The 17,179-nt window shown below is 60.7% G+C and carries 16 protein-coding genes; 7 read left to right on the forward strand and 9 right to left on the reverse strand.

The window, feature by feature from the left end; genetic code table 11:
• Window positions 1–37: 37 nt before the first annotated feature.
• Complete coding sequence (locus tag DH08_RS32215; protein WP_192183257.1) at window positions 38–907, reverse strand: SMP-30/gluconolactonase/LRE family protein; 870 nt, start codon at window positions 905–907, stop codon at window positions 38–40.
• 13 nt (window positions 908–920) lie between these two features.
• The gene (iolD, locus tag DH08_RS32220) at window positions 921–2,795 is read right to left on the reverse strand and encodes a 3D-(3,5/4)-trihydroxycyclohexane-1,2-dione acylhydrolase (decyclizing) (protein WP_192183258.1); all 1,875 of its coding nucleotides are present in this window, start codon (window positions 2,793–2,795) and stop codon (window positions 921–923) included.
• A gap of 146 nt (window positions 2,796–2,941) precedes the next feature.
• Between iolD and DH08_RS32225 the strand changes: the two genes are divergently transcribed.
• Window positions 2,942–3,682 carry an SDR family NAD(P)-dependent oxidoreductase gene (locus DH08_RS32225; RefSeq protein ID WP_246801149.1) on the forward strand — a complete coding sequence of 247 codons (741 nt, stop codon included), beginning with the start codon at window positions 2,942–2,944 and terminating at the stop codon, window positions 3,680–3,682.
• A complete protein-coding gene (locus tag DH08_RS32230; RefSeq protein WP_210328978.1) occupies window positions 3,660–4,835 on the forward strand; it encodes a Gfo/Idh/MocA family protein in 1,176 nt (391 codons plus the stop codon). The genes DH08_RS32225 and DH08_RS32230 overlap by 23 nt, the downstream gene beginning before the upstream one ends.
• Window positions 4,836–4,893: 58 nt before the next feature.
• Here the strand turns inward: DH08_RS32230 and iolG are convergent, their stop codons facing one another.
• The 5 genes from iolG to DH08_RS32255 are packed head-to-tail and all read right to left on the reverse strand — an operon-like array spanning window position 4,894 to window position 10,826.
• Complete coding sequence (iolG, locus tag DH08_RS32235; RefSeq protein WP_192183260.1) at window positions 4,894–5,898, reverse strand: inositol 2-dehydrogenase; 1,005 nt, start codon at window positions 5,896–5,898, stop codon at window positions 4,894–4,896.
• A 23-nt stretch (window positions 5,899–5,921) separates the two neighbouring features.
• Window positions 5,922–6,929, reverse strand: a complete 1,008-nt coding sequence (locus DH08_RS32240) for an ABC transporter permease (RefSeq protein ID WP_192183261.1) — start codon at window positions 6,927–6,929, stop codon at window positions 5,922–5,924.
• Window positions 6,926–8,446, reverse strand: coding sequence for a sugar ABC transporter ATP-binding protein (locus DH08_RS32245; protein ID WP_120018736.1), 1,521 nt, complete (start codon window positions 8,444–8,446; stop codon window positions 6,926–6,928). Before DH08_RS32245 ends, DH08_RS32240 begins: the two co-directional genes overlap by 4 nt.
• Complete coding sequence (locus tag DH08_RS32250; RefSeq protein ID WP_192183262.1) at window positions 8,443–9,483, reverse strand: ABC transporter permease; 1,041 nt, start codon at window positions 9,481–9,483, stop codon at window positions 8,443–8,445. The genes DH08_RS32245 and DH08_RS32250 overlap by 4 nt, the downstream gene beginning before the upstream one ends.
• 17 nt (window positions 9,484–9,500) lie before the next feature.
• Complete coding sequence (locus tag DH08_RS32255) at window positions 9,501–10,826, reverse strand: sugar ABC transporter substrate-binding protein (protein ID WP_246801151.1); 1,326 nt, start codon at window positions 10,824–10,826, stop codon at window positions 9,501–9,503.
• A 287-nt stretch (window positions 10,827–11,113) separates the two neighbouring features.
• Here DH08_RS32255 and DH08_RS32260 point away from each other — a divergent pair, with 287 nt between their 5' ends.
• The 5 genes from DH08_RS32260 (at window position 11,114) to DH08_RS35910 (ending at window position 15,312) form a co-directional block, all read left to right on the forward strand.
• Window positions 11,114–12,001: a TIM barrel protein gene (locus DH08_RS32260; RefSeq protein WP_192183263.1), complete on the forward strand. Its 888-nt coding sequence runs from the start codon at window positions 11,114–11,116 to the stop codon at window positions 11,999–12,001.
• Window positions 12,002–12,015: 14 nt separating this feature from the next.
• Window positions 12,016–13,323, forward strand: coding sequence for a histidinol dehydrogenase (hisD, locus tag DH08_RS32265; protein ID WP_192183264.1), 1,308 nt, complete (start codon window positions 12,016–12,018; stop codon window positions 13,321–13,323).
• Window positions 13,320–14,105 (forward strand): SDR family NAD(P)-dependent oxidoreductase, encoded by a 786-nt coding sequence (locus tag DH08_RS32270; RefSeq protein ID WP_210328979.1) that lies wholly within the window; start codon window positions 13,320–13,322, stop codon window positions 14,103–14,105. Before hisD ends, DH08_RS32270 begins: the two co-directional genes overlap by 4 nt.
• A complete protein-coding gene (locus tag DH08_RS32275; protein ID WP_282595070.1) occupies window positions 14,044–14,901 on the forward strand; it encodes a trehalase family glycosidase in 858 nt (285 codons plus the stop codon). The genes DH08_RS32270 and DH08_RS32275 overlap by 62 nt, the downstream gene beginning before the upstream one ends.
• 63 nt (window positions 14,902–14,964) lie before the next feature.
• Entirely contained in the window at window positions 14,965–15,312 is a 348-nt protein-coding gene (locus tag DH08_RS35910) for a trehalase family glycosidase (protein WP_246801155.1), read from the forward strand.
• 348 nt (window positions 15,313–15,660) lie between these two features.
• Here the strand turns inward: DH08_RS35910 and DH08_RS32280 are convergent, their stop codons facing one another.
• Complete coding sequence (locus DH08_RS32280; RefSeq protein WP_192183265.1) at window positions 15,661–16,653, reverse strand: Tim44 domain-containing protein; 993 nt, start codon at window positions 16,651–16,653, stop codon at window positions 15,661–15,663.
• 290 nt (window positions 16,654–16,943) lie between these two features.
• Window positions 16,944–17,179 (reverse strand): lysozyme family protein (locus DH08_RS35915; protein WP_210328982.1); only part of this gene is annotated, 236 nt, incomplete at its 5' end.

Here is a 17,179-nt window from a genome sequence, read left to right on the forward strand (position 1 = left end):
TTGCCCGAGGTCTTCCGATCCCCTCCGACCGCACCGGTCAGATCCGGCTGACCGGCTCCCGCAGACCGGTTGCACCCGGCCTGAAGATGAACAGGTTACCGGCCTCGGTCTGGGCCTGTCTCTGTTCATCGTCGAGCAGACGTTTGGCGGTTGTTACCGCAAGGTAGTCGAGATCGGGCCCGCAGAACGCGCAGGATGTTACCTGCGTGGCTGGCAGGAGCAGCTCGTCCAGAGGACGCCCCTGCCCTTGGTAGACGGCGATCCGCCCGCCGCCGAACTTGGCGTTCCAGATGTTGCCCTCTGTGTCGGCGACCGCGCCGTCCGGTATCGATGCCAGTGCGGTGTCGTCAGCAAACACCTCGCGCCCGGCAAGCTCTCCGCTCTGCGGATCGAGATGGTAACGCCAGATCAGCTTCATATGGCTGTCGGTAAAAATGACCTCCTCACCGGGAAGGAAGACCAGGGCGTTGGGAACGTGAATTCCAGACAGCATCCGGCTGATCTGACCGGCGGGCGAGACCCGGTAGAGGCTGCCTTCGGGCCGACGGCCCAGGGTCGACATCGACCCGATCCAGAAATTGCCTGCAGGGTCCGCCTTGCCTTCGTTCAGCCGGTTTGTCGGCATGCCCACTTCAGGATGCAGAATATATTGGTACTGTCCGGTGGCAGGACTGAAGCGGAGAAGACCGGTCTGCGCCGCGACCAGGATTCCATCAGCGCCGAGCAGCGCCAGACCGCCGCCCAGGGCCGGCAGCGGCCAGGTGCGCGTAGCACGAGACAGCCAGTCAAGCTCGAAAAGCGTGCAGCGCATGATGTCTACCCAGTAGAGACGATTCCGGCGGTGGTCCCACAAAGGACACTCGCCCAGCTCCATCTGTACCGGCAGCACTTCGATCAGCTGGGACATCGGTTCCCTCCGGTCAGACCAGCGTCTTCTGCTTGGCGCGACCGGTCTCGTAGCGCCTGCGCGCCTCGCGGACCCGTTCCAGACCGGAAACTTCAGCGACGCCGACCTCCCACCACAGGCCGGCCCCGATCGAACCGCCCCGTTTCTCGGCCTTCACCACGATCACGGCGGGACCGTCGACTGTCCTGGCCTGAGCGAGCGCTTCGGCAAGACCGTCTGGATCGGAAGCGGAAAACACCGCGCAACCCATCGATCGCGCGTTTGCCGCGTAGTCGACGTCGAGATAGTCACCGTCTGGCTGGCGCCCCTCGGCCGAGCGGCGGCGGAATTCATTGCCGAAGTTGTCTGCGCCTGTGCTGGCCTGCTGAAGCGCCCTGATGCACTGGAATCCCCAGTTCTCGATGACCACTGTGACCAGGCGGGCACCCTCCTGGACCGCCGTCACCAGTTCGGTCGGCCCCATGAGATAGGTGCCGTCTCCGATGACAACGAAGACGGTGCCCCTGTTTTCCCGTGCGATTGCAACACCCAGCCCGGCCGGTATCTCGTGACCCATGCACGAAAAGCCGAATTCGATGAAGCACTCGCTGCCGGCCGAATTATCCCAGGCCTTCATGATCTCGCCTGGTGGCGTGCCGGCGGCGGCAATCACTACGTCACCCTTCACAGCCGCCTGGTTGACCATGGCGATGATCGTTCCCTGCTTGAGAGGCGCTCCCTGCTCGTGCGAGATGGATGCGCGATAGTCTTCCAGCCAGGTATCGACTGCGCCACGAACCTCGTTTCGGAAGCTGTGCGTGGTTGCATAGCCTCTGGCCGACAGCGCCTCGCCAAGCGCGGCAAGGGCGAGTTTGGCGTCAGCGACAACGGGCTCTGCACCGAGCTTGTAGGCATCCTGCGCGTTGACATTGAGTGAGAGGTAGCGGGTCTCGCTGTTGAAATGCGACCGGGATGCCGTGGTAAAATCCGTGAGGCGCGTGCCTATTGCAATCACCAGGTCGGCCTTTTCACCAACCCGCGCGGCCGCCCCCGTTCCTGTTGTGCCGCCGCCTCCCAGAAGCAGCGATGCACCCTGCGAAACGCCCTTGCCGGCGAACGTTTCCATGACAGGGATGCCGAAGCGGTTGCAGAAGGCCACAAGCTCAGCTTCGGCCTCGGCATACCGGACTCCCCCGCCAGCAATGACGAGAGGCCGACTGGAGTGCGCGATCAGATCCGCGGCACGTGCAATCTCGTCTGCATTCGGACTTGCCCGGCGAACACGCCATACGCGCCTGTCGAAGAAACCTGCCGGACAGGAAAACGCCTCGCCCTGGACATCCTGCGGAAGTGAAATGGTGACGGCGCCCGTATTTGCCGGGTCGACAAGAATGCGCATGGCCTCCGGCAACGCTGTCAGCAGCTGTTCAGGGCGTGAGATCCGGTCGAAGAACCGGGACAGCGGCCGGAATGCATCGTTGACCGACAGATCAGCTTCAAGCGGATGTTCGAGAAGCTGAAGGACCGTCCCGGGCCTGCGATGCGCGAAGATGTCAGAAGGCAGAAGCAGCACCGGAATCCGGTTGATCGTGGCCGTCGCCGCCCCTGTGAGCATGTTGGTTGAGCCTGGACCGATCGAGGCGGAGCAGGCAAGCGTGGCGCGCCTGTTTTTTGCCTTGGCATAGCCCATGGCGGCGTGAACCATCGATTGCTCGTTCTTCGCCTGGTAGAAGGGCAGATCGTCGCCATACTCCTCAAGCGCCTCACCCATGCCGGCGACGTTGCCGTGTCCGAAGATCCCAAACATTCCGCCAATCAGACGTTCCTGCAGTCCGTCATAGTCTGAATATTGCGACTTGAGGAAACGGACGACCGCCTGCGCAGCGGTAAGTGAGACTGTCTGAGCCATTTTCTATGTTCCTGAATCTTGACTAGCTATGCATTTTGGGTTCTGAGTGAGGCTGCGCTGTCGTTCCGGGGAGCCAGATGATCGCTTCTAAGGCAAAAAACGAAGCAAGAGAAGATGAAAATTGAAATGCTATGCAAAGCGGTCCAATGAAGCGGTTCGACGGCAAGGTCGTAATGGTCACCGGCGCATCGACGGGCATCGGGCTGGAGACCATACGCAGGATCCAGCGTGAAGGCGGCCAGGTGGCTGCCGCGCACAGGCGTGCCCCGTCATCGGTAGATGTGGACGGCGCTTTTTCGGTCTACCTCGACGTGACATCATCCGATGCGTGGGAAAAGGCCGTCCAAACAGTAGTCGAGCGGTTCGGCCATCTGGACGTTCTGGTGAACAACGCTGGGGCACGCGCAAGCGGAGGCGTCGAGGAGACGAGTCTCGAACTCTGGCATGAGATGATCGACACCAATCTGACGAGCGTTTTCCTTGGTTGCCGCGCAGCGGTTCCCCGGTTGAGAGCCGCAGGTGGTGGCGCCATCGTCAATGTCGGTTCGATCACCGGCATCCGCGGTACGGAGAACATGATCGCCTACAGCGCATCGAAGAGCGGGATAACCACGCTGACGGCGTCGCTGGCGCTTGACCTGGCACGCGACAGGATCCGCGTGAATGCGGTCTGTCCGGCGGCCATCGGCACGCGCATGGTGACGTCCTGGCTGGGAGCAGCGCAGGATCCAGATGCGGCCACCCAGGCGGTTGTGTCGAAACATCCTATCGGCCGGGTCGGCAGGCCCGAGGAAGTGGCCTCGGTCGTCGCCTTCCTCGCAAGCGACGACGCAAGCTTCATGACCGGCCTCGCCATACCAGTCGATGGCGGGCGTTCCATCCGATGAACTTCAGAGCAGCTCCGGAGACCAGAAAGTGAAAAGCTTGAAATTCGGTATTGTAGGATCCGGCTATATGGCCAAGACCCACAGCCTGGCACTGCGGAACATCGAAGGCTTCCTCTGGCCGAACATGCCTCGGATCGAGATGGTTCGCCTGGCCGACATCGATGCACGTCTTGCGGAGGAGAGTGCACGCCGGTGGGGATGGGCAGAAGCAACAACAGACTGGAAGCAGATTACCCGCGCCGACGACATAGACGTCGTGGTCATCATTACACCCAATGACAGCCATGAGGAGATCGCCAGCGACGCCTTCGCCAATGGAAAACATGTCTTCTGCGAAAAGCCACTCGCCAGCTCGGCTGCCTCGGCAAAACGGATGGCAGAGGCTGCCAGCAGATCGGGTAAGGTCAACATGGTGAATTTCGTCTACCGCTGCTGGCCGGCGGTGCAATTTGCCAGGAAGCTGGTGGAGAGCGGCGAACTCGGCGAATTGCGTCACTTCGAAGGCCACTTCTTCCAGGACTATGCCAACGCCCCGGAGCTGCCCTACGCCTGGCGGTTCGACAGCGCCCGGGCCGGCGCCGGCGCTGGCGGCGATCTCGGATCCCACATTTCCGATATTGCCGTGGCGCTGGTCGGTCCCATTGCCCGCGTTGCGGCATCCTCGCGAACGTATTTTCCGCTGCGGGCTGAAGGAGCGGCCATGCGGAATGTCACTGTCGACGACATGATGACCACACTGGTGGAATTCAGGTCGGGGGCAACGGGGTCGATTCATTCATGCTGGGCTGCAACCGGGCACAAGAGTGATCTCGCCTTCACGCTGATCGGCTCCAAGGGAGCGCTGTCGTTCAGTTGGGAGCGCAACAACGAAATCCATCTCTACACCGAGGCCGAGCAGAAGGATCGCAACGGCTTCCGCCGCATCATGATCGGCGGCATTCATCCCGAAGCGGAACCATTCTGGTATGCGCAAGGGCAAGGTCTGGGTTATGGCGAAGCATTCGTGATCACGGCCCGACGCCTTATTGAGGCAATCCAGAAGAACGACACATCAGCTTCGCCGAGTTTTGCCGAAGCGGCTCATATCAACGCGGTCATAGAAGCGACCGTGAAAGCCGCTGCAACGCGGCAGTGGCAGGAGGTGGAGGGCTGACTGCCCTCCCTCTATCTGAGGGGTTGGCACGGCACTTCGGGTGCAGGGCTGATGGAGTTCAGGACAGCCTTGTCACAAGGCCCGACCTCATGGACTCTTCAGCTGCCTCCGCAATCTCGAGCGCTTTCAGACCGTCTGCGGCACCAGGCGACATGGCGCCTCCTTCCTCCAGGCGGTTCACGAAATAGTCGAGCTCTCGCCGATAGGCGTCTGCGTAGCGTTCAAGAAAGAAGGGCTGCGGCTTGTCGGATGACCCGCCGTCGGCGTTCCAGGCAGTGACCGGGGTAGACAAAACATTGCCGAGCTGGAGCATACCGCCCGCTCCATGAATCTCCGCGCGCTGATCATAGCCATAGGCAGATCGCCAGGAATTGTTGATCGAAACGAGCGTCCCCGAAGGCATCGTCAGGGTAACCATGACGGTGTCTACATGCCCGGTCGCGGCGATCCGCGGGTCCGTGCGCGCCGCACCGACGGCATAGACGCTATCCGGTTCCTCGCCGGTCAGCCATCGCGCCATGTCAATGTCATGGATGGTGGTTTCGCGAAGGATGCCGCCTGAAGCCACGATGTAGTCGATCGGCGGCGGACCGGGATCGCGGCTGGTGAGCAGCACCAGTTCCGGAGCTCCTGCCTTGCCCTCGCGCAGTCGCGAGGCCAGCGACGCGAAACCCGGATCGAAGCGCCGGTTGAACGCCAGCAGGAACGGTGTGCCAGCCGCCTCGACCGCGGCAACCAGCGAACGAACGGTGTCGAGATCACGCGCCAGTGGCTTCTCGCAGAAGACGGCCTTGCCGCGAGCCAACGCCTGGTCAATCAGTTCGGGGTGCGTAGAGGCGGCGCTGGCAATGACGATAGCGTCGACGGCAGGATCGTCGAACACGTCGGTTGCCGAGCGCACGTGCGACTGAAATGTTTCCGCGAGGGCGCGGGCACCTTCGATATTCGGATCAACGATTGCGGCGAGCACCGCACGAGGATGCGTGGCAATGTTGGCGGCGTGAATCGAGCCCATCCGACCGGCGCCGAACAGTGCCAGTTGCAGCCGCTTACGTCCTGGCATGTGTTCCCCTTGTTTCCGACGCCTTACTTGATAATGCCAATCTTCTCGCGATCGATCGTTATGGCGACTGCAATGACAATGACCACGCCGAAAACGATGTTCTGGTAGGCGGGATTGAGCCCGACGATGACCGTGCCGATGCGCACCAGCCCGGCGATTAGTCCACCAACCAGGGCGCAGGCAATGCCCCCTATGCCTCCCGAAATGGCAGTGCCACCAACCACCACACCGACGATCGCCGGAAGGAGGTAGTTGTTCGCCATTGCAGGCGAGCTGTATCCGGTCTGCCCGAGCAGGAGCAGACCGGCGACAGATGCACAGATCGCTGAAATAGCGAAGGCCAATACCTTCACGCGCAGGGTTTTGACGCCCGACAGAAGGGCCGCCCGTTCTGAAGCACCGACTGCAAAGATCTCGCGGCCAAGACGGGTAAACCGGAACAGCGCGCCGAGGATGGCGGCCGAGATGAGAACCACAATCACTCCGTTCGGCAACCCGCCCGTGCGGCTGCCGAAGAACGAGATGATGGCGGATGGTTGCGACAATGGGGCGGCGGTAGCGTTCGAGATGAAGTGGGTGATCCCGTAGAGCATCCCCAGCGATCCGAAGCTTACGACGAACGACGGAATCTGGGCCCGGTGGTGAACATAACCCTGTAGCGCGCCAACGAGGCCGGCAAGCCCGAGCACCGCGACAAAAGCGAATTCCCCCAGGGTCGGATTGAGCATGACGAAGGCGACCGCCGCAAACGACGCCATGGTCGCGACAGACAGGTCGATACCGCCGAGCAGGATGACGACAGCACTGCCCATGACCAGCATGAGCAGCGGCGCGGCGTCTGTTGTCAGTCCGGCAAGTGCCCGCAGCGACAGGAGTTTGGGCTGGACCCACGCGATGGTCGAGAACAGTCCGGCAAGCGCGATAGCCGGAACAGCGATTGACCTGAGCTGACGGGCAATTTCAATTCGCCTGATGGATGCGTTCTGTTCGCCAACCTGGCCAGCGCGAATTTCTGGGCTATCTCCACTCATACCATCGCCTCGACAATTTGTTCGGGCCTTGGCTTGTGCAGGCAAAGGTCTTCAAATTTGGCCGACACTTCGCCATCACGCATGACGATCACGGTGTCCGCCATACCCAGCGTCTCCTCGAGAGTTTCCGAGACGAAGACAATCGCCAGCCCCTGGCGGGCGAGTTCCCTCATGACGCCGAAGAGATCGGCCTTGGCGCCAGGATCAAGGCCACGCGTCGGGTGATCGAGGATGAGCACCTGGAGACGATCCGACATCAGCCATTTGGCCAGAGAAACCTTCTGCTGGTTGCCCCCGCTCAACCGCTCGACATATTCGACGGGTGAAGGCGTCTTGACCTTGAGCCGGTTGATCCAGGAAAGCGCTTGCGCCGTTTCCTTTTTCCGGTTGATCAGGCCGATCCGTCCCATCTGCGGGCCGAAGGTGAGAATGATGTTTTCGAGGACGGTGCGTCCGACTATGACACCCTCAAGTTTCCGCTCGGCAGGGACATACCCGATCCCGGCGCGTATCGCTTCATCGGGCATTGCGGATAAACCCAGTTCGTGGCCGGCGACCTTGACGCTGCCAACCACACCGTCCTCGGCGCCGAAGATGGCACGACAGAAGGTTTCGGCACCCGAGCCTGCCACACCGGTGACGGCCACGATCTCGCCTGACCTGACCGAGAGAGATACGTCGCGAAACCTGCCCGGCGCGGTGAGACCGGCGACCACCAGCCGCGGCTCGAACGCCTCGACCGGCTCGCGACCGCTCTCCTGATAATAGTCGTCGGAGCGTCGGGAGCCGACCATCAGATGGTAGAGCTCCTCGTGGCTCGTGGTGTCCTGCGTTCTTTCCGCGACATTCTCGCCATTGACCATGACGTGAACGCGGTCGGAGATTTCCAGGACCTCTTCCATCCGGTGAGATACAAAAACGACCGATGCGCGCGCTCGCAGTCGCCTGATCTGGCGAAACAGATCTTCGACCTCAGATGGGCTGAGCAGCGACGTTGGTTCGTCAAACAGGATGACAAGCGGCTGATCTATCAGTTCCTCGATTGCAAGCACCTTGGCGAACTCGACCATCTGCCGGTCCGGAAAGCTCAGCGCGTCGACCTTGATGTCGGGAGGGATATCGCACTCAAGCTTTGCGAGCTGTCGGGCAGCTTCCCGATTGAGACCTCTCCAGTTGTAGATACCGAAGCGACGGTGCGGCGACGGCTTGTCGAAAAAGATATTCTCGGCAACCGTGAGATTGGGGATAAGCGACTGCTCCTGATGGACCAGCCCGATGCCCATGCTCGCCGCAGCCAGCGGCGACCTGACGATGGTGTCAACGCCACGCAGGCGAATCTTCCCGGTGGTCGGCTGCTCCATCCCTGAAAGGATTTTCAGAAGCGTCGACTTGCCTGAACCATTCTGGCCAATGAGGCCAAGAACCTCGTTCTGGCGCAACTCTACGCTCACATCGTGCAAGGCACGCACGCCCGGATAGGTCTTGCCAATGTTTGTTGCAGCGAGAACCGGGGTCATTTCACGATCCTCAGCCGCCCACGAAGGCTCCAGTTGCCAATGACCAGGGCTGCGATGATGGTGAGGCCCTCGGCCACATGGCGCAGGTAGGGGTCGACTCCAAGCTGGATCATGCCGTTGCGCAGAACCTCGAGAATGAACACCCCGATGATCGACTGGAGTACGCCGCCCGTGCCGCCACTGAGAAGCGTTCCGCCAATCACGGCGGCACTGACTGCCGGGAACAGGAAGCCCTCCCCGGCTGCGGGATTGCCGACGGCGAGCTGCGCAGAGATCATGACGCCGCCAACGCCGGACATGAGCCCCATAAGCACGAAAGCCAGGATCTTGTGAAAGCGGACATGCTGTCCTGACTGCCTCGTGGCCTTTTCGTCGCGGCCGATGGCGTAGGACATTCGCCCGAACTGGGTATAGGTCTGGAGAAACCAGCCAAATACTGCAACCGCGAGCGCCAGAAAAACCAGGGCGGAAACGCCAAGGCTCTTGTCCAGTGCCAGACGCGTCAGCCGTTCATCAAGAATTTGTGGCTGCCTACCCGGAAAGAGCAATGTGGCGATACCCAGTCCGACAAACCAGGTTGCGAGTGTGACGATCAGGGACGGTAGCCGCAGAAATGTGTAGACGAGACCATTGACCAGGCCAAACGCTGAGCCAAGACAGGCGCCCGCCAGAATGGCCCACCAGCCCAGATCGAAACCTGTCACAGAGTTGGCGATGAGCAGCGAGACCAGCATGCTCGATGCTGCCATCACGCCTTCGATCGACAGGTCGATGGAACCCTGGATCAGGATGAAGGAGAGGCCCACGACGAGGACAACCGGGATCGCGCTCGATTCAAGAACGACCTTCAGGTTGCTGGCTGACAGAAACTGCGCGCTTGCCAGCGAGAAGACCAGGACGAGAACTGCAAGCGTGGCAACCGGGCCGAGTTCCTTGAGCGGAAATCGAAGCCTCGATGCGACCTTTGGCTGGCCCGCTAGCCTCCCCGCACCTTTGTACGGGGAGGCTTCGATGCCCGCGTTTTGCGTGAGTGTCATGACCGACCAGTTCCAGCTTACTTGTTAGCACCGGCGGGGATCTGACCGACCGAGGCCGCCCAGAAATTGGCCTTCACCTTGTCGTAGCTATAGTCGGCTGCAACGTGCTTGCCGTTGAGGATCGCCTCGACATTGTCTTTGTTGACCAGGGTCTGGGACAGGTAGAAATCGCGTTGCTCTTCTTTCAGTTTGGCAAGGTCGATGTCGCCGGTGATCACGCCAACGGCCAGTGCTGTGGCCGTTGCGCCTTGGACATAGCCATCTATGTACATCGTCGAGAGCATCTCACCCGACTTGATAAGCTGCATGACATCGCTTGAACCGTCGGAACCCGTGACGAGAACCTTGCCGGCAAGGCCCTGTTCCCGTAGCGCCGCTACTGCGCCGAGAGCCATGCCGTCATTGGCAGAGAAGATACCCTTGAGGTCGCTGCCGTATTTGGTAAGCCAGGCTCGCGTGATGCTTTGGCCCTGGGTCTGATCCCAGTTTCCGACCTGGACATCGACGAGTTTCAGCCCCGGGCATTCGGCAACCGCCTTTTCGAGCCCGGCGAGCCTCTGCTTGGCCGGCGGATTGTCCGGTATGCCCTGAAGGGCAGCGATGTTGCCCCTCCCGTTGAGCGCCTTGCACAGTTCCATGCCGTTCCGATAGCCGGAATCGACGCCGTCGAACGAGATGTTGGCGACCCAGGCGTCCGGCGCCGTATCCCACGGATGAATCTCGTCGGGGCGATTCCAGAGATTGACGATCTTGGCGCCGGCGTCTCGCGCCCGCTCCACAATCGCTTTGGTGAAGGCGTTGGACGCGGGGTCGACGGCGATCGCGCACCCCTCGCAGCCGGTCGCGAACACGGCCCCGAACTGCTCTAGCAGTTTCTGCCCGTTGAAGTCGCTGACGATAACATTGACGTCCTTGCCCTTCGATCCGGCGACAGCCTTTGCCCCCTCGATAAATGCTGCCCAGTACTCGCTGGACGCGCTCCCGACGCCGACATAGACGTTCCCAAGGTCTCCGGCGAACGAGGCAGATCCCGACAGCGACAGTACGCCTAAGCCGAGTGCAAGCTTTCTCATCAGATTCTTTAGCATGGCTTCCTCCCTGGTCATGAAAACCACCCGCCACGGACGGGGTGCCATCACCAAACGCCAATTTGCATAGCAATGCAACAAGAATCTTGCATTGCTATGCTGAGCAACCGCAATTTTCCTCCCAACGCATTGTAAAAAAACGATATATCGCCGCAGATCTTCCCTGATGGACCCAATCGCTGAATTTCTGTCGGCTCTTGGGTGCGCCTTTTCGGAATAAAGTACCCGATTGCGCTCCTGCATGGCCGAACGCATAGAGCCAATCGCCAGCGCTCTGGCCTGATGCCTTAATCACCGGGCAGAGACGCGGGCCGCCAAGCGTCAACCAGCTTCAATACAAATAATTGTTTTCATTGCACTTATTCGTCTCAGCGATGCCCACCAGATAATGTATCAGAACTCGCTTGGGAGCGAGCGCATCCAAGGAACTCCGTCGGCAAGCGAAGAGAACGGATTGCATTGCTATGCAAAATGTGATTTATGCGGGGGATCGCTCGTCCGCGATCGGGGCGACGCAGGATGCATAGCCAAAGGATATCCAGATGCTCGTCAAACTTGCCAATGCGCCCGTGTCCTGGGGGGTCGACTACGCCGATGATCCCAAAAACCCGGCATGGCCGCGTGTGATGGATGAGATCGGCGCGGCCGGTTACGGTTACACCGAACTCGGTCCCTACGGCTACTATCCGACCGATCCTGCGGTTCTGCGGCCCGAGTTTGATCGCCGCGGCCTTACGGTGATGGCCGGATTCGTGTTTCAGGATCTGCATAGCCCGGAGAAGGCTGAATCAGTGCTCGACGTTGCAGAGCGCACGGTGCGGCTGCTTGCGGCGGCCGGCGGAAAGTACCTTGTCACTATCGACCACATCTCGCCGGAAAGGATGAATACGGCCGGGCGACGTGACCTCGCTCAGCCAATCGGTGCGCAGCGCCTCGACCATCTTGTCGGGCTGATCGATAGCATCGCCGACCTCGCGCTCGCACACGGGGTCATGCCTGTCATCCACCAGCATGCTGGCTGCTACATCGAATTCGAGGACGAAATCGAGATCGTCCTGGACCGGCTGGACCCGAGCCGGGTCGGTATCTGCATTGATACCGGCCACATGGCATATGCGGGCATCGATCCTGTCGCCTTCTACCGCCGGCATGCGCATCGCGTACGCTACTTCCACTTCAAGGATATCGATCCGGTTGTCCACAAACGCGTACTTGCAGATCAGATTCCGTTTCTCACCGCTATCGAGCAGAAGATTTTCTGCCCGCTGGGCAAGGGCGTTGTCGACTGGGCCGGACTGGCAACCGCATTGCGGGAAACCGGTTATGACGGGGCCGCGACAGTGGAACAGGACATTGATCCGACCATTTCGCTCAATCCCGCGGACGATGCGCGGGCCAGTCTCGCCTATCTCCGCTCCGTCGGCTTCTGAAACGAGGTGCTGCAATGATCCGTGTCCTGAAGGAAGGCCGTTCATCGGTTCAGAAAGTCAATGACCATGCCTCTGTCAAAGCGGCGGTAGAATCCGTACTGGCGGCCGTCGAGCAACGCGGCGACGAAGCAGTGCGCCACTATTCAGAAACGTTCGACAAATGGGCACCCGAGAGTTTCCGCCTGTCACAGGCTGAGATCGACGGATGCATCGCCGCCGTGGCACCCCGCGACCTCGATGACATCCGCTTCGCACAAGCACAGATCCGGCGCTTCGCGCAGATCCAGAAAGATGCGCTTCGTGACGTCGAGGTCGAGACCCTTCCTGGTGTAGTGCTGGGACACAAGAACATTCCGATGAGTTCGGTCGGCTGCTATGTGCCCGGCGGCAAGTACCCGCTGGTGGCCTCTGCGCATATGAGTGTCATCACAGCGAAGGTCGCGGGCGTGAAGCGCGTCGTGGCCATGACCCCGCCCTTCCATGGCAAACCCGCTCCTGCGGTGATCGCCGCAATGGCCCTTGCCGGCGCCGACGAAATCTACGTGATCGGTGGCATTCAGGCGATCGGCGCGATGGCGATCGGCACGGACACGATTGATCCGGTCGACTTCCTGGTCGGGCCGGGCAATACGTATGTGGCCGAAGCAAAGCGCCAACTGTTCGGACGCGTCGGCATCGATTTGCTCGCCGGGCCGACAGAGACATTGGTCATTGCCGATGAGACGGTTGATGCGGAGCTCTGTGCCACGGACCTTCTTGGTCAGGCCGAGCACGGCCCTAATTCGCCGGCGATCCTGCTCACCAGTTCCGAACGTCTGGCTCGAGACACTGTCACCGAGGTCGAGCGGCTCCTCGAAATCCTCCCAACCGCGACGATCGCCCGCCAGGCCTGGGCCGACTACGGTCAGGTCATCGTCTGCGACAACGAGGAGGAGATGGTGGCGGAAGCCGACCGGATTGCGTCCGAACACGTCCAGGTCATGACCCGCGATCCCGAGTACTTCCTCGCCAACATGACGAACTATGGCGCCCTCTTCCTGGGACCGCGAACCAATGTTGCCTACGGCGACAAGGTCATCGGCACCAACCACACTTTGCCGACGCTCGGCAATGCCCGGTTCACCGGCGGTTTATGGGTCGGCAAATTCATGAAGACATGCACCTACCAGCGTGTCCTGACCGACGAAGCCTCGGCCATGATCGGCGAATACTGCTCGCGGCTGTGCGTGCTCGAGGGGTTTTTCGGCCATGCCGAGCAGGCCAACATCCGCGTGCGACGCTATGGCGGCAGGAACGTGACTTATGCGCAAGCCGCCGAATGATGGTTGATGCCGCGCCCATAAGCTTGCCCGCAATGCCGTCATTCCGTCTTGACGGACGGCGGGCGCTGGTGACTGGCGCCGGGCGGGGGATCGGGGCGGCACTGGCTTCTGCTCTCGCGGAGGCAGGTGCCGAGGTCGTTCTTGCGGCCCGCAGCACCACGGAGATCGAGGACGTTGCGATAGCTATCAGGGCGCGCGGCGACCGGGCCGCTCCACTGACCCTGGACGTGACCGACGTCGCCGGGGCGCGCGAAATCCTAGCGGTCCAGCCCGCCTTCCACGTTCTTGTCAGCAATGCCGGCACCAACCGGCCCAAACCGATCGCTGAGGTGACGGAGGACGACTACCACGCGGTACTCGATCTCAATCTGAAGGCTTCGTTCTTCGTCTCCCAGACTGTCGCGAAGCGCATGGCCGAGGACGCGATCCGAGGATCGATCATTTTCATGTCCTCGCAGATGGGCCATGTCGGTGCGGCAAACCGGACACTCTATTGCGCCTCAAAACATGCAGTCGAGGGTCTGACGAAGGCGATGGCAGTGGAACTCGGCCCGATGGGCATCCGCGTCAACACGATCGCGCCCACGTTTGTCGAGACGCCAATGACGCAACCATTTCTGAAGGATCCGGTCTTTTCGCAATCCGTCCTCGCGAAGATCAGACTTGGCCGGCTGGGGCGTGTGGAGGATCTGATGGGCGCGGCAGTTTATCTGGCCTCCGATGCCTCGGCACTGGTCACAGGAACCTCACTGGTTGTCGACGGCGGATGGACCGCGGAGTGAGCGAACGCAATCCCGCCGCTCCAGAATGAAAGAGAGCAGCAGCATGGAAATTCTTGACTACATCGAGGCCTATTGGCCACGGATTGTCCGTAACGTGTCCGTTGACGAAGGCACGCTGATCGGGCTCCCCCGACCTTACATGGCGCCGGCCGAGGACCCGATTTTTCAGGAGATGTTTTACTGGGACAGCTATTTCACGGCCGTTGGTTTGAGCGGCACGCCTCGCGAGCAGCTTGTCGTCGACATGGCCGAGAATATGGTCGCAATGCTGCGTCGCTTTGGCATGATCCCCAATGCAAGCCGACTGTATTTCCTTTCACGCAGCCAGCCGCCACTTTCGACTGCCATGTTTCGCCTTGCCTTCGAAACGAAGGAGGCTCGTGGCGATGCTGATGCCTGCGCTTTCCTTGCTGAAGCCATGAACCTCGCAGCTCTCGAGCATAGAAGTGTCTGGCTTGGCGAAATTCATCCTCACATCAGGCGTGTTCATGCTGGACTGTCGCGCTACTTCGACGCGAACTACACTGACGAACTCGCGAGCTTTGAGAGCGGCTGGGATCGCTCGACGCGCTGTCAGAATAGGTGGCTCGATCACCTTCCGATTTGTCTTAACTCTGTCCTGTATCTACGCGAAATCGACCTTGAGTGGGCATCTCGCCGCTTAGGCGATGACGAGAGCGCCGACGCGTGGAGATCGGCCGCTGACGCACGGGCCGCATCTGTGCGCGATCTGATGTGGGACGAAACAGCCTCTTTTTTGATTTCGATTACGTCGCCGGCAAACGCGATGGCGTAGCAACGCTGGCTGCATTCTTTCCTCTGTGGTCAGGCCTCGCCTCGCAATCTGAAGCTGACCCGAATGGTAGGTGAGTGGTTGCCGAAGTTCTCGCAGCCTGGCGGATTGGCAACTTCGCTCACTGCCCGAGATGGGCATCAATGGGCATGGCCAAACGGATGGGCTCCCTTGCAGTGGATCGTTGTAGCCGGCCTTGAACGCTACGGCTTTCGTGAGGAGGCAATGCGGATCATGCGCGCCTGGTGCGACACCTGTGTCCTTAGCTTCGAGAAAACTGGGGCTATGTGGGAAAAGTACAACGTCGTTGAGGTGGGCTCTCCACCGGTCGATGATCGTTACGGCTCCGTCAGCGGATTTGGATGGACGAACGCAGTGTTCCTCGATTTTCATCGACGTCTCGGGGATCGCTAAGAAGGATCGGCGCGCGCCGAAACCCAAACGCGCGATTTCTTCGGCAGGGGCAACGCCCCTCCTCGGCGTTCGGAGCGGCTCCCGTTCTCTAGGGATGACGCGCAAACCACAGCTTGGCGAACCTATTGGCGAACCGGTCAATAAACCATTGATAAATAACGATAATGATGGGCGCTGAGGGTCAACGTTTCCTATAGGAAATCAATACGTTAGCGGATGGTTCGCCAACCCATTTCCTTCGTATTCGCTCGTATGGTCAGGCGAACCTAAGGACCAGGAAGAGGACTAGGGGCGATGGCTCTATCGGACGTTGTTCGTATTCATGACCGCTGCGGAAAGCGTGGGCAGTTAGGCCTGCTGTATTGCGGCGAGCTTCCACTCCGCGCCGTCCTGACGCGTGAAGGTCCACAGTTCAGTTGTTTCCGTCGGCCGATCGGCTTCGCCCGCGACGGTCTTGCCGCTGACGCGATCGCGGGTCACGTCGCGAGACTCATAGCGTAAAGCAGCCGTCGCGTAGTCGCGACTATCTTCCCGCCAGCTTTCCACCACGTCGGCCTGCAACAGGCTGACGTCTGACACGTCGTTCCTAATGCCATTTTTGGCATTGTCTGCCAGTTCCTCGGACAGGTACGACACCATCTCGGGGGTCGCTAGGCGGCGCAGGGCAGCATGGTCTTCGCGCCCGAACGCTTCCTGAACTTCGGTCAACCTTTGCTGGAATGTGTCGAGGTCTGTCTGGGTCAGTTTGATTTCATCGGGAGCGTTCGCTTGAGCCGTCCTGCCAAATCCAGACCCGATGCCAGGAATGGCGAAAGACGTGACGTTGTCGGCATCGCGCTGGGTCGCGTCGCTTCGCCCAAAGCTTCCCAGGCCTCGCGGAACACCAGACATGGCGGGCGTTGGGCTGCGTGCCGATTGCGATCCGAAAAAGCGAAGGGCCAGCATGATCGCGCCGCCGATCAGCAACGCCTGAACCAGCAAGCCGAACATGCCGGCCAGACCGCCGAACCCGTGGCCCAGAAGAACTCCGATCAGACCGCCGAGCAGCAGGCCGCGCATCATCGAACCGCCGAAGCCGTTGAAGAAGCCTGGTCGTTGCGGGAACATCTGCGTCTGCCGGGCCGCATTGTTCGTTCCGGCATCGGGGGTCATCGTGCGTTGGACAGGAGCGACCGGGTTTGGTGCCGTTCTGGTCGGCGGGGCCGACTGGAAGGTGCGCGTGCCGCGGCTGCCAAAGCTCCCGCCACGGCGCGCCTCGGCGTGATCCATGGCCACCATGGAACATGCCAAAAACAGCCCTGCAAGCAAAACGGCAAACCGGCTCGAACGTGAAATCGACATAGACAACTCCCTCGGTGATACGCGTCCCGTTCATATAGGGTGCTCCGATCGAAATATCAGCGATCTCCGCACCATCTGCGTTCAACCGGCGACCAGTTTTTGAACGTTCGCGCTAGTGTATCTTCGAAACCCAACTGTGGGGCCGTCATGGATAGTTGCTTCTAGCGCCAGCAGCCCAACGAATCGCCGAAGAACACGCTGGTGACAACGTCGCGCGAGCGGCCGACAATGATCGGCACCGAGGCGGTACTTGATCCGCAGTTCTTCTCACGTCGCCGGCATGATCTGCATCAGCCCCATCGCGCGCCCCTGCTCGACACCGCATGAACATTGCCAACGCTCTCGACCTGCATCACCGCGCGAAGCAGTTGTTCGGCGGTCCTGCGGGACGAGTGGGTAATCGCGCTTTCACCGCCCGAGGACAGCTTGGTGTGGTGGCCGGCGCGAGCCGCGCTTGGTGACGGCGTGAGGCTGGCCTGGGTGCTTGGCTGTGCGGTGGCGTTGGCCGCCGCCGCCATTGCAATTT

The organism is Mesorhizobium amorphae (genome assembly GCF_014843845.1).
GTDB lineage: Bacteria > Pseudomonadota > Alphaproteobacteria > Rhizobiales > Rhizobiaceae > Mesorhizobium > Mesorhizobium amorphae_A.

What these genes read in the sequence shown, in the direction of transcription:
- DH08_RS32215 (WP_192183257.1), bottom strand. Translation starts at nt 907, where the DNA reads ATGTCCCAGCTGATCGAAGTGCTGCCGGTACAGATGGAGCTGGGCGAG.
- iolD (WP_192183258.1), bottom strand. Translation starts at nt 2,795, where the DNA reads ATGGCTCAGACAGTCTCACTTACCGCTGCGCAGGCGGTCGTCCGTTTC.
- DH08_RS32225 (WP_246801149.1), top strand. Translation starts at nt 2,942, where the DNA reads ATGAAGCGGTTCGACGGCAAGGTCGTAATGGTCACCGGCGCATCGACG.
- DH08_RS32230 (WP_210328978.1), top strand. Translation starts at nt 3,660, where the DNA reads ATGGCGGGCGTTCCATCCGATGAACTTCAGAGCAGCTCCGGAGACCAG.
- iolG (WP_192183260.1), bottom strand. Translation starts at nt 5,898, where the DNA reads ATGCCAGGACGTAAGCGGCTGCAACTGGCACTGTTCGGCGCCGGTCGG.
- DH08_RS32240 (WP_192183261.1), bottom strand. Translation starts at nt 6,929, where the DNA reads ATGAGTGGAGATAGCCCAGAAATTCGCGCTGGCCAGGTTGGCGAACAG.
- DH08_RS32245 (WP_120018736.1), bottom strand. Translation starts at nt 8,446, where the DNA reads ATGACCCCGGTTCTCGCTGCAACAAACATTGGCAAGACCTATCCGGGC.
- DH08_RS32250 (WP_192183262.1), bottom strand. Translation starts at nt 9,483, where the DNA reads ATGACACTCACGCAAAACGCGGGCATCGAAGCCTCCCCGTACAAAGGT.
- DH08_RS32255 (WP_246801151.1), bottom strand. Translation starts at nt 10,826, where the DNA reads ATGCGTTCGGCCATGCAGGAGCGCAATCGGGTACTTTATTCCGAAAAG.
- DH08_RS32260 (WP_192183263.1), top strand. Translation starts at nt 11,114, where the DNA reads ATGCTCGTCAAACTTGCCAATGCGCCCGTGTCCTGGGGGGTCGACTAC.
- hisD (WP_192183264.1), top strand. Translation starts at nt 12,016, where the DNA reads ATGATCCGTGTCCTGAAGGAAGGCCGTTCATCGGTTCAGAAAGTCAAT.
- DH08_RS32270 (WP_210328979.1), top strand. Translation starts at nt 13,320, where the DNA reads ATGATGGTTGATGCCGCGCCCATAAGCTTGCCCGCAATGCCGTCATTC.
- DH08_RS32275 (WP_282595070.1), top strand. Translation starts at nt 14,044, where the DNA reads ATGCCTCGGCACTGGTCACAGGAACCTCACTGGTTGTCGACGGCGGAT.
- DH08_RS35910 (WP_246801155.1), top strand. Translation starts at nt 14,965, where the DNA reads ATGGTAGGTGAGTGGTTGCCGAAGTTCTCGCAGCCTGGCGGATTGGCA.
- DH08_RS32280 (WP_192183265.1), bottom strand. Translation starts at nt 16,653, where the DNA reads ATGTCGATTTCACGTTCGAGCCGGTTTGCCGTTTTGCTTGCAGGGCTG.